This is a genomic window from Nonomuraea basaltis, from assembly GCF_005893125.1.
Classification (GTDB): Bacteria; Actinomycetota; Actinomycetes; order Streptosporangiales; family Streptosporangiaceae; genus Nonomuraea; species Nonomuraea basaltis.
In genome coordinates this window covers 86839-108938 of sequence record NZ_VCJS01000015.1, presented here as the reverse complement: position 1 = coordinate 108938, position 22100 = coordinate 86839, and the positions used below count along the sequence as shown (strand labels likewise).

The window sequence follows — 22100 nt, the reverse complement described above, 5'->3', positions numbered from 1 at the left end:
GGCTGGCACGGTACGCGGGCGAGGAGGCCGAGGAGCACCTCGACGCGCTGGCCAGGGCACGCGAGTCGTGCCGGGCGGTGCGCACCTCCACCGGCACCCACCTGCGGCTGCGCGAGCTGCCGGTCGAGGGAGCGGGCGACGAGGCGGTCGGCGCGCGGCTGCAGGGCCGGCTCAACGGCTACCCGTACGCGCTGGACGTCGTGCTCTCCCGGGTGGGCGACACGCTGGTGTCGGTGGTCCACACGGGCATGAACGACGTGGACGCCGCCCGCACGAGGGAAGTGGTCGACGCGGCGATAGCCATGGCCGGCACATAACCTAGTGCCCGTGACTCTCGATCCTGAAGACAGCAAGATCATCACGTTGGCGCGGGCGGCCAGGGCGCGCAACGACTCCGCGGAGGGGGCCGCCGTACGCGACGAGACCGGGCGCACATACTCGGCGACCAACGTGGCGATGGCCTCGCTCACGCTGTCGGCGGTGCAGGTGGCGGTGGCCATGGCGGTCTCCAGCGGCGCGCGGTCCCTGGAGGCCGTCGCCCTCGTGACCGCCGGCGAGCCGAGCGCCGACGACGCGGCCGTGGCCGCGGAGCTGGGCGTCAAATCGCTGCTCGTGGCCGGTCCCGACGGCACGCTGCGGGGCTGACATGCCGATGTCGCCGTTCCTGGCCAGGCTGCGGGAGAAGGTCGGCTCCGAGCTGCTCATGCTGCCGTCGGTGGCCGGCTTCGTGTTCGACGACGCGGGCCGGCTGCTGGTGGCCCGCCACGGCGACGTTCGCCTCTGGGCGGCGCCGGGCGGTGGCGTCGACCCCGACGAGCGCCCGCAGGACGCCGTGGTCAGAGAGCTGCGCGAGGAGCTCGGCATCGAGATCGCGGTACGCGGCCTGATCGGCGTCTACGGCGGCCCCGAGTTCCGCACCACCTACCCGAACGGCCACCAGGTCGGCTACGTCATCGCCGGCTACGGCTGCGCGCTGGTCTCGGGCGCACCCGAGCCCGACGGCGTGGAGATCAACGACTACCGGTGGGTGAGCGAGCCGGAGCTCGCCGAGCTGCGTACGACCTCCTGGACGCCCCGCGTCGCGCCCGAGGCGTTCACCTGGTGGCGTGAACACGCTAGTTGATGAGACAGAATGCAGTACGTGACTTCGCCAGACAACCATCGCGCCGGATTCGCCTGCTTCGTGGGGAGGCCGAACGTCGGCAAGTCCACGCTGATGAACGCCCTGGTCGGCACCAAGGTGGCGATCACCTCGTCCAAGCCGCAGACCACCAGGCGGGTCATCAGGGGCATCGTGCACCGTCCCGACGCCCAGCTCATCATCGTGGACACGCCCGGCCTGCACCGGCCGCGCACGCTGCTCGGCGAGCGGCTCGACAGTCTGGTGCTGTCGACGCTGACCGAGGTGGACGCGATCGGCTTCTGCGTGCCGGCCAACGAGCCGATCGGCAAGGGCGACCGGTTCATCGCCGACAAGCTGTCCGCGGTGAAGAAGACGCCCGTCCTGGCGGTGGTGACCAAGTGCGACCTGGTGTCCAGGGAGCAGATCGCCGAGCAGCTGCTGGCGGTGTCGCAGGTGGCGGAGTTCGCCGCGATCGTGCCGGTGTCCGCGCAGTCGGGCGAGCAGCTCGACGTGCTGGCGGACGTGCTGATCGAGCACATGCCGGAGTCGCCGCCGCTCTACGAGGGCGGCCAGCTCACCGACGAGCCCGAGCAGGTGCTGGTGGGGGAGCTGATCAGGGAGGCGGCGCTGGAGGGCGTGCGCGACGAGCTGCCGCACTCGATCGCCGTGGTGGTCGACGAGATGCTGCCCCGCGAGGGGCGTGACGACCTGCTGGACATCTACGCGCACATGTTCGTGGAGCGGCCCTCGCAGAAGGCGATCGTCATCGGGCACAAGGGGGAGCGGCTGCGCGACGTGGGCACCAGGGCCCGCAAGCAGATCGAGGCGCTGCTGGGCACGCGGGTCTACCTGGACCTGCGGATCAGCGTGGCCAAGGACTGGCAGCGCGACCCCAAGCAGCTGCGCCGGCTGGGCTTCTACGACTGATTCACGCGCGGCGGAACAACGCCAGCGCCGACAGGACGACGACGGCGACCGAGCACGCCAGCGCCGCGAACCAGCCGAACCTCACAACCGGCCCGATCGACAGCATTTCCCCCAAATCGATGGAGATCCGGTCACGCAGGCCGCTCCCGCTGGTCAGGAACATCACCACGACCGACACCGCCGCCGCCCCAGGGAGCACAGCCAGGGCGGCGAGCCGCGGCCGGGCGAGCAATCCCGCCAGGCCGCACACCACCGCCGCCAGCCCGGCGATCAGGGTGTAGACGCCGAAAGCGTCGTCGATGCCACGCACGTCGCTGGCCACCCCGCCGCCGATCAGGGCGCTCCTCGCCTCCAGGCCCGCCCAGGGCAGGATCGCGCAGAGCACCAGGAGAGCGCCGGCGACGGTCACGGCCAGCGCGTAGCGGCGGCGGGTCGCCGGCTTGACGGGCGTGGGCTGCAGGTCTTCGGCCACACGATCAATGTATGCCGGGACGGCAGCTTCGCCCACCGTACGCAACGGAGTCGTCACCTTGAAGCGCTCCCACCTTCTGAGATCGCTGTGCTGAGGCGATCTCATGCCGACTTCTGAGATCGCTGTGTCATGGCGATCTCATGCCGACTTCTGAGACCGCTGTCTCCCCCCATTCCAGCCGCGACCGCAGCTCGACTGCGTCGCCGGCCAGGGCTGACACCAGCGTGCCCGAGGCCGCCAGCGGCAGGACCGCGACGCCCTCGGCCACCAGCGGCTCCTTGGCGGTCGCGGTGAGGAACGTGTTGCCGACGCAGCGGGCCGACCCGAAGACGGCCGGGGAGGTGTCGAGCGCCGGGTCCCCGACGGTGAACTCCTGCCTGAGCAGCGGGCGGCCGTCGCGGGTGGCGTCGAAGCGGGCATGGCAGCGGCCGGGCTGCTCGCCGTACCGGCCGAAGACGATCTCCTCGCGCCACAGCACGCTCGCGTCCGGCTCGAGCGCGAGCCGGACGATCAGGCGGTGGGCGCAGCCGGCGGCGAGCACCGTGGGCTCAGGGGTGAAGCGGAGCGTCGCGCCCGCGCCCACCCGGGCGGTGACCAGCATCTCGGACTCGCCGTCGCCGGGCAGGACCAGCGTGCTCGCGACCGAGCCCAGCTCCAGCATGGTACGGGGGGCGACGTCCAGGTCCAGCGCCAGCCGGTCGCCGCCGAGCGGGCCCGCCGCCGTCGAGACGAGGTGGACGGTGCACGGGCCCGTCTGGCGCAGCGTCAGCGGCGGCGCCGAGGCCAGGCGGCTGATCAGGGTCCGGCCGTCCCCCGACAGCGCGGTCGCGACGGCGGCCCTCGCCCGCATCGCCCGCCGCCCGCCCGCCACACCGCTCGCCGCAGGAGCGGCGGGCCGCTGCGTGCCGGAGGCCACGGCGCGGGTGGATTGCCGGAGCCGGTCCTGACCGGCGGGCTGGCTGGGCATCACCAGACGGGGGAGGCGTGGGCGTGCGACCAGTCCGTCACCTGTTCGGAGACCCAGGCGGCGACGCTGGCTGCGGTGGGCTCCTGCCTGATCGACGTGAACAGCACCGGCCGGTCGCCGCGTACCGCCGCCGCGTCCCGGGCCATCACGCCCAGGTCGGCGCCGACCATCGGCGCCAGATCGGTCTTGTTGACCACCAGCAGGTCCGCCGTCGTGACACCGGGCCCGCCCTTGCGCGGCACCTTGTCGCCGCCCGACACGTCGAGGACGAAGATCTGCCTGTCCGCCAGCCCCCGGCTGAACGTCGCCGTCAGGTTGTCGCCGCCGCTCTCCACGATCACCAGGTCCAGCGGGCCGAACCGGTGCTCCAGGGTCTCGACGGCGTCGAGGTTCGCGGCGATGTCGTCGCGGATTGCGGTGTGGGGGCAGCAGCCGGTCTCGACGGCGAGTATTCGGTCGTGGTCGAGCACGCCCGCCCGGCGCAGGAAGTCGGCGTCCTCGGTGGTGTAGATGTCGTTCGTCACCACTCCCAGGGACAGCGACGGGCCCAGCGTCCGGCACAGCGCGGCCACCAGGGCCGTCTTGCCGCTGCCCACGGGTCCGCCCACTCCCAGCCGCAACGCCCGGCCGCGGCCGTCGGGTGCGTGGTGATGGTCGTCGTGATTGGCGCCCATGTCGTGGTCCTTCCTTATGAGACGAACAGCCTGACCTCGGCCTGCGCATGCTGCTCGGCCAGGAGGTCCAGTGCTGGTGCTGAGTACGCGGGCAGCGCCTCCCAGCGGGGGGTGAGGTGAGGCTCTGCGCCGGTGAGGTGGGGGTCTGAATGCGCGTTCGTGGCGGTGAGGTGGGAGTCTTGGGACGCGTTCACGGCGGCGAGGTGGGGGACGGGGTGCGCGTTCGTGGCGGCGAGGTGCGCTCCGGTGGCCACTGCGGTGAGGTCGGGGGCGAAGCCGGCCAGCAGGGCGTGTACGGCGACCGGGTCCAGGCCCAGCAGCCTGACCGCCGCCGTGGCCGGGCCGCTGATCGCGTGGTACGCCGCCGCCATGGCCGCCTCCTCCGGCGTGGCTCCGGCCGCGTGCGCCGCCACTCCGAGCGCGATCGGGTGATGCGGGTTCGGCACGGCCCGCGCCAGCTCGTCCAGCGCGGCCGACGGCCACACCCGGCGGGCGACCCTGAGCAACAGCCTGCCCTGCGTACGGGATGCGTCCCGTTGCGCGGGGGACGCGGTCCTGGCATCGACCTCGTCGTCCAGCCGCACCCACGGAGACGCGGCGCCGCCCTCGGCCCCGGGTGACTGGGCAAGCACGGCGTGTGTGTCGTGGGCGGGCCGCTGGGCGGTGCTCGTGTCGCGGTGAACCGGCTTTCCCGCGCCGGTGCCCGTGGTTGTGGTCGGGCGGGTGGGTGTGTGGGAGGCCTGGAGGGTGGCTGCGGCGGTCAGGGTGGCGGCGAGTGTGCCGGCCGTGTGCAGGCGGCCCTTCAGGAAGCGGGCCAACGACGGCACGTCGTGTACCGCCCCCGACGCGATGGCGCGTTCGGTGCCGCCCGAGTGGGCGTGGCCGCCGGCCGGGAGGCGGGAGTCGGCGAGGAGGAGCAGGGCAGGGTTCATCAGGTCAGGTTCGTCAAGTCGGGCCTATGGGGTCAGCGGTTATCAAGTTGGGCCTATCTGGTCGGGGCGTCAAGTCGGAGCCATCGGGTCGGCGGGCAGGCGCATGGCGGCCGGCTGGTCAGAACAGGAAGTAGCGCTGCGCCATGGGCAGGCTGGTCGCGGGGGACGGTTCGATGAGGTCGCCGTCGATGCGGACCTCGAACGTGTCGGGCGCCACCTCGATCCTGGGCAGGGCGTCGTTGAGCGGCATCGCGGACTTGCCGCGCCGGCGTACGTCCGCCACCGGGACGAGGCGGCGGCGTACGGACAACCGGTCGGCGAGGTCCGACTCCAGGGCGAGCGGGGCGACGAAGTGGAGCGAGGTGGCCGCGGCCGTGACCGGCGAGGCGCCGAACATGGGCCGGGGCAGCACCGGCTGCGGGGTCGGGATGGAGGCGTTGGCGTCGCCCATCTGGGCCCAGGCCACCATGCCGCCCTTGAGCACCAGGTCCGGCTTGACACCGAAGAACGCCGGGTCCCAGAGGACGAGGTCGGCGAGCTTGCCGCGCTCGACGGAGCCGACCTCGGCGTCCAGGCCGTGGGCGATAGCGGGACAGATCGTGTATTTCGCGATATAACGGCGGGCGCGGAGGTTGTCCGCAGGACCGCCGCCCAGCGAGCCGCGCCGGGCCTTCATCACGTGCGCCGTCTGCCACGTGCGGATGATGGTCTCGCCGATCCGGCCCATGGCCTGCGAGTCCGAGCCGATCATGGAGATCGCGCCCATGTCGTGCAGCACGTCCTCGGCCGCCATCGTCGTCGGCCGGATGCGCGACTCGGCGAAGGCCAGGTCCTCCGGGATCGACGGGTTGAGGTGGTGGCAGACCATCAGCATGTCGAGGTGCTCGTCGAGCGTGTTGACGGTGTGCGGCCTGGTGGGGTTCGTGGAGGAGGGAAGCACGTTGGAGTAGGCGGCGACGCGGATGATGTCGGGCGCATGCCCGCCGCCCGCCCCCTCCGTGTGGTACGCGTGGATCATCCGGTCGCCGATCGCCTTGAGCGTCGACTCGACGAACCCCGCCTCGTTCAGCGTGTCGGTGTGAATCGTCACCTGCACGCCCGACGCGTCCGCGACGGTCAGGCAGGCATCGATGGCGGCCGGCGTGGTGCCCCAGTCCTCGTGCAGCTTGAATCCCGAGGCACCGGCCCTGAGCTGCTCCAGGAGCCCGTCGGCGCTGACCGTGTTGCCCTTGCCGAGCAGCGCGAAGTTCAGCGGGTACGCGTCCAGCGACTCCAGCATCCGGCCGAGATACCAGGCTCCGGTCACGGTCGTCGCCTTGGTGCCTTCGACAGGGCCGGTGCCGCCCCCGACGATCGTGGTGACGCCGGACCCGATGGCCTCGTCGAGCAGTTGCGGGCAGATCAGGTGGACGTGCGAGTCGACGGCCCCGGCGGTGAGGATCTTGCCGTTGCCCGCGAGGATCTCCGTGGACGGCCCGATGACCAGGTCCACGCCGTCCATCGTGTCCGGGTTGCCGGCCTTGCCGATGGCGTGGATGCGGCCGTCGCGGATGCCGACGTCGGCCTTCACCACGCCCCAGTGGTCGAGGATCACCGCGCCGGTGATGACCAGGTCCATGGCGCCCTCGGCGCGGGTGGTCCGCGCCTGTCCCATGGACTCGCGGATCACCTTGCCGCCGCCGAAGACCGCCTCGTCGCCGGGCCCGGCGGGCCCTATCGACAGGTCCTCGGTGACCTCGATGAACAGGTCGGTGTCGGCCAGCCTGATCTGGTCGCCGGTGGTGGGCCCGTAGAGGGCCGCGTAGCGGGCGCGCGAGATCCGAGCTCCGTCAGCCATCGAGCGGCCCCGCCCATTCCGGCCGCAGCCCCGGAACCACCCGGTTGCCGGCCAGCGGCACCAGCGTCACGTCCCGCTCGACGCCGGGCTCGAACCTGATCGCCGTCCCGGCCGGCACGTCCAGCCTCATTCCCCAGGCCGCCTTCCTGTCGAACTCCAGCCCCGGATTGGCGGCCGCGAAATGGTAGTGCGAGCCCACCTGCACCGGCCGGTCCGCCGTGTTGACCACCCGTACGGTGATCCGCTCGCGCCCGGGGTTGAGCGCGATGGAGCCGTCGGGGTGTACGTACTCGCCCGGGATCACGGGATCGGCCTGTGCACGGTCACCAGCTTCGTGCCGTCCGGGAAGGTGGCCTCGATCTGCACGCTCTCCAGCATCTCCGGCACGCCCTCCATGACATCGGCCCGGCCGAGCACCGACCGGCCGGCCTCCATGAGATCGGCCACGGTGCGACCGTCCCTGGCGCCCTCCATGAGGAACGACGCGATGATGGCGGTAGCCTCGGGATGGTTGAGCCGCAGGCCCCTGGCCTGCCGCTCGCGCGCCACCCCGGCGGCGACGTGGATGAGCAGCCGTTCCTGCTCGTGTGAGGTAAGCCGCATGGCCGGACCCTAGGAACCGGCGGTTTCCTCGCTGTTGCAGGGTGATGTCGTGTTGGTTTCGCACTGTGGTGAACAGGCCCATGGACGGCGGATGACGACCTTTGTGCATTTGTGAAGATTCGGCAATGGCCAATTAACGCACGGGATCTCCATGTGAAATACCGCGGAGTCACCTTTCTCGCAGTATCCCTCAGCAGGGAGGAACTCCTGTGCGCATATCCCGCCCCATTGTCTCCGCGGCCCTCCTGCTCGCCCTCACGGCCTGCGGATCCGACGCCCAACCCGCCGCTGAGGAGAGCGAGATCAAGGTCGGCCTCCTCCATTCGCTGAGCGGCACGATGGCGATCAGCGAGGTCACCGTGCGCGACGCCGAGATGCTCGCGATCGAGGAGATCAACAAGGCGGGCGGCGTGCTCGGCAAGAAGCTCGTCCCCGTGGTCGAGGACGGCGCCTCCGACTGGCCGACGTTCGCCGAGAAGGCCACCAAGCTGATCAGGCAGGACAAGGTCGCCACCGTCTTCGGCGGCTGGACCTCGGCCAGCAGGAAGGCGATGCTGCCGGTCTTCGAGCGCTACAAGTCGCTGCTGTGGTATCCCGTGCAGTACGAGGGGCTGGAGAGCTCGCCGTACATCTTCTACACCGGCGCCACCACCAACCAGCAGATCATCCCGGGCCTGGACTACCTCAAGGAGAAGGGTAAGAAGAAGATCTTCCTGGTCGGCAGCGACTACGTCTTCCCGCGCACCGCGAACAAGATCATCAAGGCGTACGCGGCCGCGAACGGGATGGAGATCCTCGGCGAGGAGTACACCCCGCTCGGCCACACCGAGTACTCCACGCTGGTCAACAAGGTCACGCAGGCCAAGCCGGACGCCGTCTTCAACACCCTCAACGGCGACAGCAACGTCGCCTTCTTCAAGCAGCTCAAGAGCGCCGGGGCCACCGCGGAAAGCATGCCGGTGCTGTCGGTGAGCGTCGCCGAGGAGGAGGTCACCGGCATCGGCGTGGACAACATCGCCGGCCACCCGGTCGCCTGGAACTACTACCAGACCACCGAGACCCCGGCCAACGAGGCCTTCGTCAAGGCGTTCAAGGCCAAGTACGGGGCGAACAAGGTGACGAGCGACCCCATGGAGGCCGGCTACAACGCCGTCTACTTGTGGGCCGAGGCGGTCAAGAAGGCCGGCACGACCGAGGTCGAAGCCGTCAAGAAGGCCGCGCCCGGCATCGCGCTCGAACGCCCCGAGGGCCTGGTCACCATCGACGGCGAGAACCAGCACATGTACAAGACCGCCCGCATCGGCATCATCCAGCCCGACGGCCTGATCAAGCAGGTGTGGGACTCCGGCGAGCCCATCAAGCCGGACCCCTACCTCAAGGGCTACCCGTGGGCCTCCGGGCTGGCGAACTCCTGATGTCCGCCTTCGTCAACCAGCTGCCCATCGGGTTGTCGATCGGGGCCGTGCTGCTGCTCATCGCGCTCGGGCTGACGTTCACGTTCGGGCAGATGGGCGTGATCAACATGGCGCACGGCGAGTTCATCATGGCGGGCGCGTACACCGCGTTCCTGCTGCAGGACCTCGTGCTCGCGCTGCCGGTCGCGTTCCTGGTGGCGGGGGTCATGGGACTGATCCTGGAGCGGGCCGCCATCCGGCACTTCTACGGCCGGCCCCTGGACACGCTGCTGCTCACCTGGGGCGTGAGCCTGGTGCTGCAGCAGCTCGCCCGCGACCTGTTCGGCGCGCCGAACGTGCAGGTGCCCGCCCCCTCCTGGCTGGCCGGAGGGTTGGGCAGCCTGCCGTACAACCGGCTGTTCATCATGGGGCTGGCGGTCGCGGGCGTGGTCGCGGTCTGGGCGTACCTCACCCGGACCGGGATGGGGCGCCGGACGCAGGCCGTGGTGCAGAACCGGCAGCTGGCCGCGACCAGCGGGATCGACGCCGGGCGGGTGGACATGCTGACGTTCTTCATCGGGTCCGGGCTGGCGGGCGTGGCCGGGGTCGCGCTGACGCTCATCGGGCCCGTCGGGCCGGCGCTCGGGACGTACTACATCGTGGACGCGTTCCTCGTCGTGGTCGCGGGCGGTCTCGGGCAGCTGCGCGGGGCGGTGCTCGCGGCACTCGGGCTGGGGCTGCTGAACTCGTACGCGGAGTTCTGGTCGGACGCCTCGCTCGCGAAGGTGATCGTGTTCGCCGCCATCATCGCCTTCCTGCAGGTGCGGCCCCAAGGGATGTTCGTGCTCAGGTCGAGGGTGCTCACATGACCATGCTGAAGCGACACCTGCCCTTCGCCGCCATCGCCGTGATCGCGCTGGTCGCGGCCCCGCTGCTGCTGGAGCCGTTCCGGCTGGGGCTGCTGGCCAAATACCTGTGCTACGCGATCGTCGCGCTCGGGATCGGGCTGGCCTGGGGGAAGGGCGGCATGCTCACGCTCGGCCAGGGTGTGTTCTTCGGGCTCGGCGGCTACTCGATGGCGATGTACCTCAAGCTGACCGAGGCCGGCAGTGACGGGCTGCCGGACTTCATGGTGTGGAGCGGGGTGGAGGACCTGCCCGCGCTGTGGGTGCCGTTCGCCAACCCGGTCTTCGCCGTCGCCATGGCCGTGCTGGGGCCGGTGCTGATCGCGGTGATCCTCGGCACACTGGTGTTCCGCCAGCGCGTACGCGGCGCGTACTTCGCCATCCTCACCCAGGCGCTGGCCGCGGCCCTGGTCATCCTGCTCGTCGGCCAGCAGGGCCTGACCGGCGGCACCAACGGCATGACGAACTTCTTCGAGCTGTTCGGCCAGGACCTCGCCGAGGACTCCACCCAGCGGGGGCTCTACCTGGTGACCGCCTCCGTGCTGGGCGTCCTCTACCTGGCCACCCGGCAGCTCGTGAACAGCCGGTACGGCCGGCTCCTCGTCGCGATCAGGGACGGCGAGGACCGGGTGCGCTTCCTCGGCTACGACCCGGCCCTGGTCAAGACCGTCACCTTCGCCGTCTCGGCGGGCATGGCGGGGCTGGCGGGCGCGCTGTTCGTCCCGGTCGTCGGCATCATCTCGCCCGCGCTGCTCGGCGTGGTGCCGTCGCTGGAGCTGGTCGTCGCGGTGGCCGTCGGCGGGCGGCACGCGCTGGCCGGGGCCGTGCTGGGCGCCGTGCTCATGGGCTACGCCAAGACGGCCTTCAGCGAGCAGTTCGCCGACGGCTGGCTCTACCTGCAGGGCGCGCTGTTCATCCTGGTCATGACGCTGGCCCCGAAGGGCATCGTCGGCATCCTGGGGAGGTTGCGAAGTGCTCGAGCTACGTGACGTGCAGGTGGTGTTCGACGGCTTCCGTGCGCTCGGCGGCGTCGACCTGAGCGTGCCCGAGGGCGAGCTGCGCTTCCTCATCGGCCCCAACGGCGCCGGCAAGACCACGCTCATCGACGTGATCACCGGGCTGACGAAGCCCGCGGCAGGCACCGTGCGGTTCGCCGGCCACGACCTCGCGGGCAAGAAGGAGCACCAGATCGTCCGGCTCGGCGTCGGCCGTACGTTCCAGACCTCGGTCGTGTTCGAGGAGCTCACCGTCATCGAGAACCTCGACCTGGCCGCCAGCTTCCGAAAACCGCTGTGGTCACTGGCCCGCCAGCGCAAGGGCGTCTCCGAGGCCGTCGAGGAGGCGCTGGCCAGGACCGGACTCGAAGAGCTCGCCGAGCGTTCAGCCGGCGTTCTCTCCCACGGCCAGCGCCAGTGGCTGGAGATCGGGATGCTGCTGGCGCAGCGGCCCCGGCTGCTGCTCCTGGACGAGCCGGTGGCCGGCATGTCCAGCGACGAACGCGAGCGCACCGGCGAGCTGCTCACCGAGATCGCCGACGACCATACGGTGATCGTGGTGGAGCACGACATGGAGTTCCTGCGGCGGCACGCCTCGAAGGTGACCGTGCTGCACGAGGGCAAGGTGCTCGTGGAGGGGTCGGTCGACCAGGTCAGCGCCGACCCGAGGGTGCAGGAGGTCTATCTGGGGAGGAGACCGAGCGATGCTGCTGTCGGTGAGCGATCTTGAGTCAGGGTACGGGAGGGCGCGCGTCCTCTTCGGAGTTTCGCTGGAGGTCGAGCCCGGGCAGCTCGTGTGCGTGATGGGCCGCAACGGCGTCGGCAAGACCACTCTGCTCAACACCGTCATGGGCGTGCTGCCCGCGACGGCCGGCAGCATCGCCTTCGACGGCCGCGACGTCACCAAGCTCAAACCTCACGAGCGGGTGCGGCTCGGCATGGGATACGTCCCGCAGGGCCACCAGTGCTTCCCCCAGCTCTCCGTCATGGGCAATCTGCTGGTGACCGTGGAGGCCGCCAAGCAGCCCAAGTCGGCGATCGACGAGGCCCTGGACGTCTTCCCCGCGCTCAAGCCCATGCTCAAGCGCAGCGCCGGGCATCTGTCGGGCGGGCAGCAACAGCAGCTCGCCATGGCCCGCGCCCTGGTGACCAGGCCCAGGATGCTCATCCTCGACGAGCCGACCGAGGGCATCCAGCCGTCGATCATCCTCGAGATCGAGGCGGCCATCGAAGGGCTGCACGCCTCGGGGCTGGCCGTGCTGCTCGTGGAGCAGTACCTGGACATCGCGCTGCGGCTGGCCGACAGGTTCGTCATCCTCGACGCCGGGCACGTCGTACGGACCGGGGACGCCCAGGAGCTGCACCGCGAGGACGTCCGCCGCCTGCTCGCCGTCTAGCCGGGCGCCAGGAGGGCCCGGGCGTTCGCGCCGCCCTGGAGATCGCGGGTCTCCTCGAAGACCTCCAGGGCCGCCCTGGCCAGCTCGCGCGAGCGCTCGGCCGCGCCCTCCGCCCGGTTCACCCTCGCCAGCGCCAGCAGGGCATGCGCGTCCAGCAGCCGGTCGCCGAGCCGTACGGCGATGCCCCTGGCCTGCTCGGCGGCCTCCCGGGCGTCCGGCTTGGCGCCCTGCGCCAGGCGTACCGCGGACAGCTCCAGCAGCGTGTCGGCCTGCCGGTGCCGGTCGCCCAGCTCGGCGAGGTGCCCGACGGCCGCCAGCAGCCGGTCGGCGGCCTCGTCGAGCCGGCCCGCGCGGCGCAGCACGACGCCGAGCACCCGCTCGGCGTCCGCCGCGTCGCGCTGGTTGCCCGCGCCCTCCAGGCAGGTGAGCAGGGCCCGCTCCGCCTCCTCCAGGCGCCCCAGCTCCAGGTGCACGCGGCCGAGCCGGCGCCTGGTGTGGTTGACGTCGCGGGTGCGGCCTTGGCGCAGGAACATGCCGAGCGCGAGCCGCAGCCGCTCGTGCGCGCCGTCCCACTCCCGCTCAGCAAGACGCAGGTCGCCCTGGTCCAGCAGGATGAGCGCTTCGCCCCAGTCGTCGCCCGCCCGGCGCGCCGACTCCAGCGCGGGACCGGCCACCGCCCGCCAGTCGTCCAGGAACCGGTGCCGCTCCAGGTACGGCGCCAGCAAGTGCGCCAGCCGCCAGCACCCGTCGTCCAGGCCCGCCGCGTGCAGGTCGGCGACCAGGCTGATCAGGAACGCCCGCTCGGCCGCCAGCCACTCCACGGACTCCCTGATGTCCCTGGTCGCCACCGCCGTGGCCGGATCGCCCGACACCAGCGAGAACCGCGACGCCCGGACCCTGGCCAGCACCACCTCCGACAGCTTCGCCAGCACGCCAGGCACCGGTTGCTCGCGGGCGAACAGCCGGGTCAGGTCGTGCAGCCGGTAGCGGACCTGGCCCGCCACGTCCACGCCGTGCGTCTCCAGCAGCCCGGCGTCCACCAGCGCCTCCGCCTGCCCGCCCAGCCGCTCGGTCACCCAGTCCGCGAAGTCCGGCGCGGACAGCGCGCCGAGCCCGCGCAGCGTCAGCTTGGCGGCCTCGGGCAGCCCGTCGAACCCGATTGCGAACACGCTGCGCACCGTCAGGTCGCCCGCGTGCAGCCGGTCGAGCCGCTCGTGCTCGTTCTCCAGCAAGCCGACCAGGTAGTCGACGGTCCACTCCGGGCGGGCCGCCAGCCGGGAGCCCGCGACGCGCAGCGCGATCGGCAGGCTGCCGCAGAAGCGCGCCAGCCTGCGCAGCGCGTCGTCCGCGGCCCGGCCCGAGCTCCTGACGAGCAGCTCCAGAGCGTCCTCGTCGTCCAGCACGCCCACCGACAGCCGCAGCGCGCTCGTCAGGCCGCCGAGCGAGGAGCGGCTGGTCACGACCGTCGGGCACGAGGTCAGCAGCGGCCGCACCTGCGCCTCGCCGGCGGCGTTGTCCAGCAGCACCAGCAGCCTGCGGTTGGCCGTGTACGTGCGGAACAGACGTTCCCGCTGCTCCAGCGACGCCGGTATCGCCTGGGCCGGGCAGCCCAGCCAGCGCAGGAAGTCCTCCAGCACCGCCGAGGGGGCCGTGGTCTCGCGCAGGTCGGCGTACAGGATGCCGTCGGGGAAGCTCTCGCGCCGCCGCCAGGCCGCGTGCACGGCCAGCGCCGACTTGCCCGCCCCCGCCTGGCCGTGCACCACGACCTGGCCGCCGATCACCCGGTTCAGCAGCTCTGCCCGGCCGGTGAAGTCGGCCACGTCGGGCGGCAGCAGCACCGGCGGCCCGGCCGAGACGTGCAGCGACGCGTCGTCGTGCAGCATGCGATGGTAGAGCAGCTGCAGCTCCGGGTCCGGCTCGATGGCGTGCCCGCCGTCGAGCTGGTCGCGCAGCACCGCGTACGCGGCCAGCGCGTCCACCCGGCGGCCGCTGCGGTAGAGCGCCAGCATGTACTGGCCGCGGAAGCGCTGCCACATCGGGTGCTGCTTGGTCAGCCGGCGCAGCTCGGCCAGCAGCTCGCGGTGACGCCCCGCGTCCAGGTCGGCCTGCACCCTGCGCTCCAGCGCCAGCAGCCGCAGCTCCTCCAGCTCCTCGCGCAGCCGCCGCGTCTCCACCCACCGCTCGCCCTCGGGGTCCACGTCCTCCAGGGCCTCGCCGCGCCACAGCGCCAGCGCCTCCTCATAGGCGCCCCGGTCCACGAGCAGCCGGAACCGGTCGACGTCCAGCTCCTCGTCGCCGAGGGCCAGCACGTACGAGCCGGACCCGGTCGTGATCACATCCTGGCCGATCAGCCGGCGCAGCTGCCCCACGTAGCCGCGGACCAGGGAGTCCGACCGGTCGCCGCCCTCGCGCGGCCACAGCAGCCTGCGCAGCCGCTCGGCCGTCAGCGGGCGGCGCGCGTTCAACAGGAACATCGCCAGCAGGTCACGGTGCTTCGGCACCGTCGGCGTACGATCCCGCCCGTCGGCGTCGAGTACCTCCAGCGGCCCCATGATGCGAAATTCCACGCGACCTTCCTTCGGGGAGGAGATGTCGATCAGAATGGCACAGCCCTTCCAGCTGTGCCCCGCTACGACGCCTCCTGGGATGTCCACGCGCGGGCCGTCCTGACGATCTCCTCCAGGTGGTCGCTGTGCGCCCCGTGCCAGTACACCTGGCCGCAGTTCCCGCACTGCCCGTAGGCGTCGTAGTTGCGCCGGGTGCCGGCCTCCAGCAGCGGCTCGACCTCGACCTTGTCGACCGGCACGAGCTCCCCGTTGCACGCTGTGCACCTGGTCCAGGGGCACAGCGGCGGGGAGAAGCGTTCGAGCAGGTCGCGCAGCTGGTCGGCGGGCCGGGAGCCGCGCACGTACGCGCCCAGCCACAGGGCGCGGCGGCGCAGCAGACCGCGGTCCTGGGTGAGCAGCACCCGGCGCTCCTCGTTGGCCTGCGCCACGAGCGCGGGGTCGTCCATGTCGTTGTGGTAGGCGGCGTCGATGCCGAGCAGCCGCAACCGCCGGGCCAGCGTGCCCAGGTGCACGTCGAGCAGGAAACGCGGCTCCTCGGGAAGTTGCTGCGGCCGGGGCACTGGCGGCACCTCCACCACGTCGCCGGGCGCCGGCTGGTAGGAGGGCGACACGCCGCGGCCGTCCACGGTCATCGGGCCCACCTCGGTCAGCGGGATGCCGATCGACTCGACATGGTGGCCCAGCGTGGAGGTGCCGTCCGGGGTCACCTCCTGCCATTCCTGGCGGCGGCTCACGGGCAGGAACATCCTCAGCTCTGGGGCGATGCGCAGGCGTGCGGTCACAGCATCCATTCTGTGTTCATCTGACTTGTGGTGTGGAGACCCGGTCCTTCAGGATCGGGACGGAGCACCACCCTCACCGCAACGGGGGATCGGCCAATTTTGCCCTTTCGAGCGCCAGCACGTCCCACCACTCGCCGGCCTCCGGGGACACGACGCCGCGCTCTGGATCCTTCTCACCGTCGGTGCCGCGCCGGCACCTGCCGCTGGACGAGCCCGCCCGGGCGATCCACAGGTACGCGTCCACCAGCTCCTCGCCCGTGACCGTGGTCGGCCGGGCGCCGAGACCCCTGCCCGGCGGGTTGCACCACGTCTGCGGGTCCGGGTAGGGCTTCGCCGTGGTCCATGCGCCCCGACCGTTCCTGCTGGTGTCGACGACGAAGTGCGGCATCCTAGCCGAATCCACCTTGACGTCCGTGGGACAGCCCTTCCTGCCCGTCTCCAACTGGACGCCGATGCAGGCGGACAGCTTCTTGCCGTACGCGACGCTCTTCTCCGTGCTCTGGTGACCGGTCGCGTTGACGAAGAACCCGTCCGCCCGCTCGATCCCCGACGCGATCAGCCGCTCCGAAAGGATCTCGGCGCCCGGGTAGAGGTCCAGGCTGCCGTCGAGGTAGACCGCCGTATTGGGGTTGCCCTTGAGGGTCTGTACGGCCTCGCGCAGGTCCTTGTAGCGCTGGTCGGGGGAGCCCTGCAGGTCGCAGTCCTTGGTGCCGGGGAGCTTGACCAGGCTGGAGGGCTCCAGGATGATCACGGTCTTGGCGTCGTCGATCTGATCGGCGATGCCCTTGATCCAGTCCTGGTACGCGACCATGTCGGACGCGCCGGTCGGCTGGCAGTCGCTGCCGGGCATGTAGTTGATCAGGAACACCGGCACGCCGCCGGCCTCCTCGGCTGCCGTGATGGTGTTGTCGACCTTGGACCTGACCTCGGGCTCGTTCAGGCGGATGGCATGGGGGACTTTGGCCAGCTTGCTCATGAGCTCGGCGTCCTTGGGACGGTCCGCGGCCCAGAGCGCGGCCTGGCGGCTGGCTGCCGGCTCGTCGGGGGAGTAGAAACGGACGCTCTCCTGGGCTCTGAGCGGGTTCTGAGCGGAGGTCGCCGGCTGGGTGGCGGGCCTGTTGGCCCGGGAGGCCGTCGCGGACGCCCCGTCGCCGGTGCCGTCCTGAGCCGTGCCGCCGCCTGTGGCGTCCTGCGCCGCCGGATTCCGCACGCCGGCCGGGTCCTGGCCGCGCCACACGAGCGCCACCGACACACCCGCCATCGCCACGACCAAAGCGGCCGCCGCCGCCAGCAACCGCCTGCGCCGCCCAGCCGCCCCGCCCTCCGCCACCCCAGCCGCACCAGCACCGCCGGCACCAGCACCGGTACTCGGCACATTGGCACCGGCCGCGCTGGTCCCCGGTGCACCGATGCTCGGCGCACTTGCCGGGGGGACGCCGGCGCCTGGCGCGGTCCCGGCCGCCAGCACGCTGCTGGGCTGCGTCGCGTCGGCGTGTCCGGAGGCCCCACCCGCCGGTGCGTCCCCCGTGCGCCTTGCGCCGGGCACGCTCGCACTCTGGGGGCTGCTGTCCGGCGGATGTGCGCCCGGGGGCGGGGGTGGCATGGGCAGGGACGCGTTGGCGGTGCTGAGGTGGTCCATCAAGGCCTGCGCCGTCGGGCGTTCGGCCGGGTTCTTGGCGAGGGCCGCCAGCACCAGGTCCCGTAACGGGCCCGAGAGTCCGCGCAGGTCCGGGGGCTCGTTGACGATGCGCAGGAGGATCGTGGGCACCGAGCCGGAGCCGAACGGCGGAAGGCCGCCGGCCGCGAAGGCGACCGTGCAGCCCCACGAGAAGATGTCAGAGGCCGGCCCGATGGGGGAGCCCGACACCTGCTCGGGCGACATGTACGCGGGCGTCCCCACGATCGCGCTGCTCATTTCCGCGTCCGCGAGCTGCGCGATGCCGAAGTCGATGACCTTGGGCCCCACCTGGGAGAGCAGCACGTTCGACGGCTTGAGGTCGCGGTGCACCACGCCGGCCCCGTGGATGGCCCGCAGTGCCATCGCCATGGACGCGGCCAGCCCGTCGAGCGCCGAACCCTTCAGCGGCCCCGACTCGCTGACCACCTCTCCCAGGCTCGGCCCTTCGACGTATTCGGTGACCAGATAGGCCACGTCGCCCTCGACGTCGGCGTCGAGAACGGGCGCGGTGCAGAACCTGGCGACCCGCTTGGCGGCCGCCACCTCGCGGGCGAAGCGCCGCCGGAAGCCGGCGTCCGCGTCCAACCTGGCGTGGATCAGCTTGACGGCCACCCGCGCGCCGTCCGGCCCCTGCCCCAGGAAGACGACGCCCATCCCGCCTTCACCCAGCCGGCCCAGCAGGGTGTACGGCCCCACCCGGCGTGGATCCCCGTCTCTCAACGCCTCCAAGGTCATGGGGAATCAGGTTAGCCGCCATGCCAGCGGGTGTTCCATGCCCGGCAGCGGCCTACAGCGCCAGCCGCCACTCGTTCCACTCGTCCAGGAGCTCGAAGCCCATGGACTCGTTGATGGCGAGCATGTGGGCGTTGGAGGTGGCGTTCCAGGTGAGGATCCGCTCGAGGTGCGGCTCCCGCTCGCGCAGCCAGAGCAGGTTGCTGAGCTTGAGCAGCAGGCCCAGGCGGTGACCCCGGTGCTCGCGCAGCACGGTCGTGTCCGCCTGGCCGCCCCAGCCGTCTGAGCGGTCGGTCTTGAGGTAGATGCGCGTGTAGCCGGCCGGGGCGCCGTCGGAGTCGCGGCGGGCGATCGTGGTGTAGCAGGTGTGACCGCCGAGGGGGATGTTCTCCTCGCGGTCGCGCAGGCGTTCGAGGCTGAAGTTCGCGTCCTCGAGGCCTGCGTCGCGCGGGGCATCGTTCATGCCGCCCGCCAGCGTGGCGAGGTCGGGCAGCAGTCTGGGGTGGGCCGGGCCGATCCACGGCTCCAGGGAATAGCCCTCGACCGCCGGGATCATGCGCTCCAGCGCGTCCCAGTCGGTCTTGCGCAGGTCGAGCACGCGGCGAGCCTCCACGATCGAGACCGTCATGCCGCGCGCCCGGGCGAAACGGGCGCCCACGCCGGTGGCGGGCGTCTCCGTGAGCAGCAGTCGCCTGCCGTGCGCACGCACTCGGTCCAGAGCATGCTCGAACAGCGCCGTGCCGAGCCCGCGCCCCCGCACCTCCGGCCGGACCACGAGCGGGAACAGCCAGGCCATGTGGGTGTTGTCGAGCAGGTGCAGCGCCAGCGCGTAGCCGCCGGCCACCTTGCCGTTCTCCACCATCGCCCAGAGCTCCACCCGCTGGAAGGACCGGTCGGTGCAGACTTCGCGGCGGAAATGGGGGAGGGAGAGCAGGGGGCCGGGGTCATGGGAGTTGGCCGCCACGTACGCGTCGTGCAGGCCGGCGACCAGATCGCCCGCGCCGAGGTCGATGGGCTGGATCCTCATGCGCCCAGCAAAGCGCACGCGGGAGTGCCGGGGCGAACGGATTTACTGCCGGTAGTTCTCCACCTCGTCGGCCGGGCGGGCGGCGGCGTCGTCGGGGTTCTCGCCCACGCTGCGCCTGGCCCGGCGCTGCCTGAGCAGGTCCCAGCACCGGTCGAGGGCCGTCTCCAGCTCCTTGATGCGCGTGTGCTCCTCGTCCGTGGTCACCTTGCCGGCCGAGAGCCTGTCGCGCAGCTCGTGCTCCTCGGTGACCAGAGAGCTGATCCTGGTGAGTATCTCGTCGTCCCGCATGCCCAAGACTCTAGTCACTCCGTGATACAACACGCCCTATGTCTGGTATCGCGCTGGTAAGGAAGCCCGGCCCGCGGATCGCCGAGGGCATCGTCACCCATATCGAGCGCGAGCCGGTGGACCCCGAGCGGGCACGCGTCCAGCACGACGCCTACGTGGCCGCGCTGGCGGGCAACGGGTGGCGGCCCGTGTACGCCGAGCCCGCCGACGACCTGCCCGACGCGCCGTTCGTGGAGGACGCGCTGGTGGTGTCGGGGCGGGTGGCCGTGCTGACCCGGCCGGGTGCGGCGGAGCGGCGGCCGGAGGTGGAGTCCGTGGCGCGGGCCGTACAGGAGCTGGGGCTGAAGGTGGTCAGGATCGCGCCGCCCGGCACCCTCGACGGGGGCGACGTGCTGCGGACCGGCTCCACCCTGTACGTCGGCCGGTCGGCGCGTACCAACGACGACGGCATCACGCAGCTGACCGCCCTGCTGCCGGAGCGCAAGGTCGTGCCCGTGGACCTGACCGGCGTGCTGCACCTGAAGTCGGCGGTGACGGCACTCCCCGACGGGACGCTCATCGGCGACCCCCGCCACGTGGATCTGCCGGAGCTGCTGGTGCCGCCGGAGGAGGCGGGCGCGCACGTGGTGCCGCTCGGCGGCGACCGGGTCCTGATGGCCGCCTCCGCACCCCAGACCGCCACCATGCTCGAAAAGCGGGGATTTATCGTGACGAAGGTCGATATTTCAGAATTTGAGAAGCTGGAGGGCTGCGTGACCTGCCTCAGCGTCCTTATCGACGGGTAACCTGGGCCTCTCGGGGTTCTCAAGATATGAGATCCAGGACGGCGCATCCCGAGACGTCTGGTAGCGTGCTTGGCATGCTGCGCGGACTGCTCCTTAGCTGCCGCGGCGGGGGCCTCTAAGGCCGGCTCCCTCGCCGCGGAGCCAGTCATGCGCGTCGGCCGCTTTCACTCGACGACCGACGAGGAGCATCCGACATGACCGCTCAGCAGCCCAGCCCCATGCCGATCCATCGCTATCAGCCTTTTCAGGCTATCCGGCTGACCGATCGCACCTGGCCCGACCAGGTCATCACCAAGGCCCCCCGATGGTGCGCGGTGGACCTGCGCGACGGCAACCAGGCGCTGATCGACCCGATGGACCCCCACCGCAAGCTCGCCATGTTCGAGCTGCTGGTACGCATGGGCTACAAGGAGATCGAGGTAGGCTTCCCCGCCGCCTCGCAGACCGACTTCGACTTCGTCCGGCAGATCATCGAAGAGGACCGGGTCCCGGACGACGTCGTCATCCAGGTGCTGACCCAGGCCAGGCCGGAGCTGATCGAGCGGACCTTCGAGTCGATCGAGGGCGCCAAGCAGGCCATCGTCCACCTCTACAACTCGACCTCCACCCTGCAGCGCCGCGTCGTGTTCGGCCAGGACAAAGACGGCATCACGGCCATCGCGGTCGAGGGCGCCAAGCTGGTCAAGAAGCTCGCCGACGCGACCGACGTGGACGTCTACTTCCAATACTCGCCGGAGTCGTTCACCGGCACCGAGCTGGAATATGCCGTCGAGGTGTGCGACGCGGTCAACGACGTGTGGCAGCCCACCCCCGACCGCAAGGTCATCGTCAACCTGCCCGCCACGGTCGAGATGGCCACCCCCAACATCTACGCCGACCAGATCGAGTGGATGCACCGCAACCTCAGGCACCGCGACTCGATCGTGCTGTCACTGCACCCGCACAACGACCGCGGCAGCGCCGTGGCCGCCGCCGAGCTGGGCTACATGGCCGGCGCCGACCGCATCGAGGGCTGCCTGTTCGGCAACGGCGAGCGCACCGGCAACGTCTGCCTGGTCACGCTAGGCATGAACCTGTTCTCCCAGGGCGTCGACCCCGAGATCGACTTCAGTGACATCGACGAGATCCGCCGCATCACCGAATACTGCAACCAGCTGCCCGTGCACCCGCGCCACCCGTGGGGCGGCGAGCTGGTCTACACCGCCTTCTCCGGCTCCCACCAGGACGCCATCAAGAAGGGCTTCGAGCACATGGAGCGCGACGCCGCCGCGGCGGGCGTGCCCGTGGACGAGTTCACCTGGGCGGTGCCCTACCTGCCGATCGACCCCAAGGACATCGGCCGCACCTACGAGGCGGTCATCCGGGTCAACAGCCAGTCGGGCAAGGGCGGGGTCGCCTACATCATGAAGGCCGACCACCAGCTCGACCTGCCGCGCCGGCTGCAGATCGAGTTCTCCAAGGTCGTGCAGGCCCGCACGGACAGCGAGGGCGGCGAGATCAGCCCGGCCGCGATGTTCGAGATCTTCCGCGACGAATACCTGCCCAACCCGGCCAACCGGTGGGGCCGTCTCAGCCTCATGGCACACCGCCACGAGTCCACGGTGGACGGCAACGACCGCATCGGCGCCGACGTCCGCCTCGACGGGGAGATCCGCGAGGTCGCGGGCTCGGGCAACGGCCCGATCTCGGCGTTCATCGACGCCATCGCGGGGGTCGGCATCCGGGTGCGCGTGCTCGACTACGTGGAGCACGCGATGAGCGCGGGCACCGACGCCAAGGCCGCCTCCTACCTGGAGTGCGAGGTCGACGGGCAGGTGCTGTGGGGCGTGGGCATCGACGCCAACACCACAACGGCGGCCCTGAAGGCCATCATCTCCGCGGTCAACCGCGCCTCCCGCTGACCCATAAGTCTCCACACCCGGACCCCGCAATGACCTGTGGGGTCGGCGCCAGGCACGCGCCCACAAGGCCACGCCACAATCACTCGACCGCGCCCCGTGAACAACGGGAGGTGC

At 71.2% G+C, this 22100-nt stretch carries 23 protein-coding genes; 11 read left to right on the top strand and 12 right to left on the bottom strand.

Annotated features, from left to right (window positions below; all coding sequences use genetic code 11):
* The 4 genes from EJK15_RS70365 to era form a co-directional block, all read left to right on the top strand.
* Positions 1-317: hypothetical protein (locus tag EJK15_RS70365; protein WP_171074203.1), on the top strand; the 317-nt coding region annotated here is incomplete at its 5' end.
* Positions 318-327: 10 nt separating this feature from the next.
* The gene (locus EJK15_RS09905) at positions 328-645 is read left to right on the top strand and encodes a cytidine/deoxycytidylate deaminase family protein (protein ID WP_138710080.1); all 318 of its coding nucleotides are present in this window, start codon (positions 328-330) and stop codon (positions 643-645) included.
* A gap of 1 nt (position 646) precedes the next feature.
* A complete protein-coding gene (locus EJK15_RS09900; RefSeq protein ID WP_138710079.1) occupies positions 647-1123 on the top strand; it encodes an NUDIX domain-containing protein in 477 nt (158 codons plus the stop codon).
* An 18-nt stretch (positions 1124-1141) separates the two neighbouring features.
* On the top strand, positions 1142-2050 hold the full coding sequence (gene era, locus EJK15_RS09895) for a GTPase Era (RefSeq protein WP_240776868.1): 909 nt from the start codon (positions 1142-1144) through the stop codon (positions 2048-2050).
* Between the two features lies 1 nt (position 2051).
* On the opposite strand, the gene EJK15_RS09890 is transcribed toward era, so the two are convergent.
* The 7 genes from EJK15_RS09890 to EJK15_RS09860 form a co-directional block, all read right to left on the bottom strand.
* Entirely contained in the window at positions 2052-2522 is a 471-nt protein-coding gene (locus EJK15_RS09890) for a hypothetical protein (protein ID WP_138710077.1), read from the bottom strand.
* Positions 2523-2649: 127 nt separating this feature from the next.
* Complete coding sequence (locus EJK15_RS09885; protein ID WP_240776867.1) at positions 2650-3489, bottom strand: urease accessory protein UreD; 840 nt, start codon at positions 3487-3489, stop codon at positions 2650-2652.
* The gene (gene ureG / locus EJK15_RS09880) at positions 3489-4163 is read right to left on the bottom strand and encodes an urease accessory protein UreG (protein WP_138710076.1); all 675 of its coding nucleotides are present in this window, start codon (positions 4161-4163) and stop codon (positions 3489-3491) included. The genes EJK15_RS09885 and ureG overlap by 1 nt, the downstream gene beginning before the upstream one ends.
* Before the next feature lie 14 nt (positions 4164-4177).
* Positions 4178-5095 (bottom strand): urease accessory protein UreF, encoded by a 918-nt coding sequence (locus EJK15_RS72675; protein WP_206060750.1) that lies wholly within the window; start codon positions 5093-5095, stop codon positions 4178-4180.
* Between the two features lie 118 nt (positions 5096-5213).
* On the bottom strand, positions 5214-6932 hold the full coding sequence (locus EJK15_RS09870; RefSeq protein ID WP_138710075.1) for an urease subunit alpha: 1719 nt from the start codon (positions 6930-6932) through the stop codon (positions 5214-5216).
* Positions 6925-7236 carry an urease subunit beta gene (locus EJK15_RS09865; RefSeq protein WP_138710074.1) on the bottom strand — a complete coding sequence of 104 codons (312 nt, stop codon included), beginning with the start codon at positions 7234-7236 and terminating at the stop codon, positions 6925-6927. Before EJK15_RS09865 ends, EJK15_RS09870 begins: the two co-directional genes overlap by 8 nt.
* Complete coding sequence (locus EJK15_RS09860) at positions 7233-7535, bottom strand: urease subunit gamma (protein WP_138710073.1); 303 nt, start codon at positions 7533-7535, stop codon at positions 7233-7235. The genes EJK15_RS09865 and EJK15_RS09860 overlap by 4 nt, the downstream gene beginning before the upstream one ends.
* Before the next feature lie 209 nt (positions 7536-7744).
* On the opposite strand from EJK15_RS09860, the gene urtA reads away from it, so the two are divergent.
* Genes urtA through urtE form a run of 5 tightly spaced genes read left to right on the top strand, consistent with a single transcriptional unit; the run spans position 7745 to position 12226 of the window.
* Positions 7745-8950 (top strand): urea ABC transporter substrate-binding protein, encoded by a 1206-nt coding sequence (gene urtA, locus EJK15_RS09855; protein ID WP_138710072.1) that lies wholly within the window; start codon positions 7745-7747, stop codon positions 8948-8950.
* Entirely contained in the window at positions 8950-9798 is an 849-nt protein-coding gene (gene urtB / locus EJK15_RS09850; RefSeq protein WP_138710071.1) for an urea ABC transporter permease subunit UrtB, read from the top strand. The genes urtA and urtB overlap by 1 nt, the downstream gene beginning before the upstream one ends.
* A complete protein-coding gene (gene urtC / locus EJK15_RS09845) occupies positions 9795-10823 on the top strand; it encodes an urea ABC transporter permease subunit UrtC (protein WP_138710070.1) in 1029 nt (342 codons plus the stop codon). The genes urtB and urtC overlap by 4 nt, the downstream gene beginning before the upstream one ends.
* The gene (gene urtD, locus EJK15_RS09840; protein ID WP_138710069.1) at positions 10807-11559 is read left to right on the top strand and encodes an urea ABC transporter ATP-binding protein UrtD; all 753 of its coding nucleotides are present in this window, start codon (positions 10807-10809) and stop codon (positions 11557-11559) included. The genes urtC and urtD overlap by 17 nt, the downstream gene beginning before the upstream one ends.
* Positions 11534-12226, top strand: coding sequence for an urea ABC transporter ATP-binding subunit UrtE (gene urtE / locus EJK15_RS09835; protein ID WP_138710068.1), 693 nt, complete (start codon positions 11534-11536; stop codon positions 12224-12226). Before urtD ends, urtE begins: the two co-directional genes overlap by 26 nt.
* Here urtE and EJK15_RS09830 read toward each other — a convergent pair.
* The 5 genes from EJK15_RS09830 to EJK15_RS09810 form a co-directional block, all read right to left on the bottom strand.
* On the bottom strand, positions 12223-14793 hold the full coding sequence (locus tag EJK15_RS09830) for an AfsR/SARP family transcriptional regulator (protein WP_138710067.1): 2571 nt from the start codon (positions 14791-14793) through the stop codon (positions 12223-12225). The genes urtE and EJK15_RS09830 overlap by 4 nt on opposite strands.
* A 62-nt stretch (positions 14794-14855) precedes the next feature.
* Positions 14856-15584: a Mut7-C RNAse domain-containing protein gene (locus EJK15_RS09825; protein ID WP_138710066.1), complete on the bottom strand. Its 729-nt coding sequence runs from the start codon at positions 15582-15584 to the stop codon at positions 14856-14858.
* A 64-nt stretch (positions 15585-15648) separates the two neighbouring features.
* Entirely contained in the window at positions 15649-17988 is a 2340-nt protein-coding gene (locus EJK15_RS76220; protein ID WP_171074202.1) for a glycoside hydrolase family 6 protein, read from the bottom strand.
* Positions 17989-18040: 52 nt separating this feature from the next.
* Entirely contained in the window at positions 18041-19012 is a 972-nt protein-coding gene (locus EJK15_RS09815) for a GNAT family N-acetyltransferase (RefSeq protein WP_138710065.1), read from the bottom strand.
* 42 nt (positions 19013-19054) lie between these two features.
* Positions 19055-19300 carry a DUF2630 family protein gene (locus tag EJK15_RS09810; RefSeq protein WP_138710064.1) on the bottom strand — a complete coding sequence of 82 codons (246 nt, stop codon included), beginning with the start codon at positions 19298-19300 and terminating at the stop codon, positions 19055-19057.
* A 38-nt stretch (positions 19301-19338) separates the two neighbouring features.
* On the opposite strand from EJK15_RS09810, the gene ddaH reads away from it, so the two are divergent.
* Both ddaH and leuA read left to right on the top strand, forming a co-directional pair.
* A complete protein-coding gene (gene ddaH / locus EJK15_RS09805) occupies positions 19339-20085 on the top strand; it encodes a dimethylargininase (RefSeq protein WP_138710063.1) in 747 nt (248 codons plus the stop codon).
* 194 nt (positions 20086-20279) lie between these two features.
* On the top strand, positions 20280-21986 hold the full coding sequence (gene leuA / locus EJK15_RS09800) for a 2-isopropylmalate synthase (protein ID WP_138710062.1): 1707 nt from the start codon (positions 20280-20282) through the stop codon (positions 21984-21986).
* Positions 21987-22100: the final 114 nt, after the last annotated feature.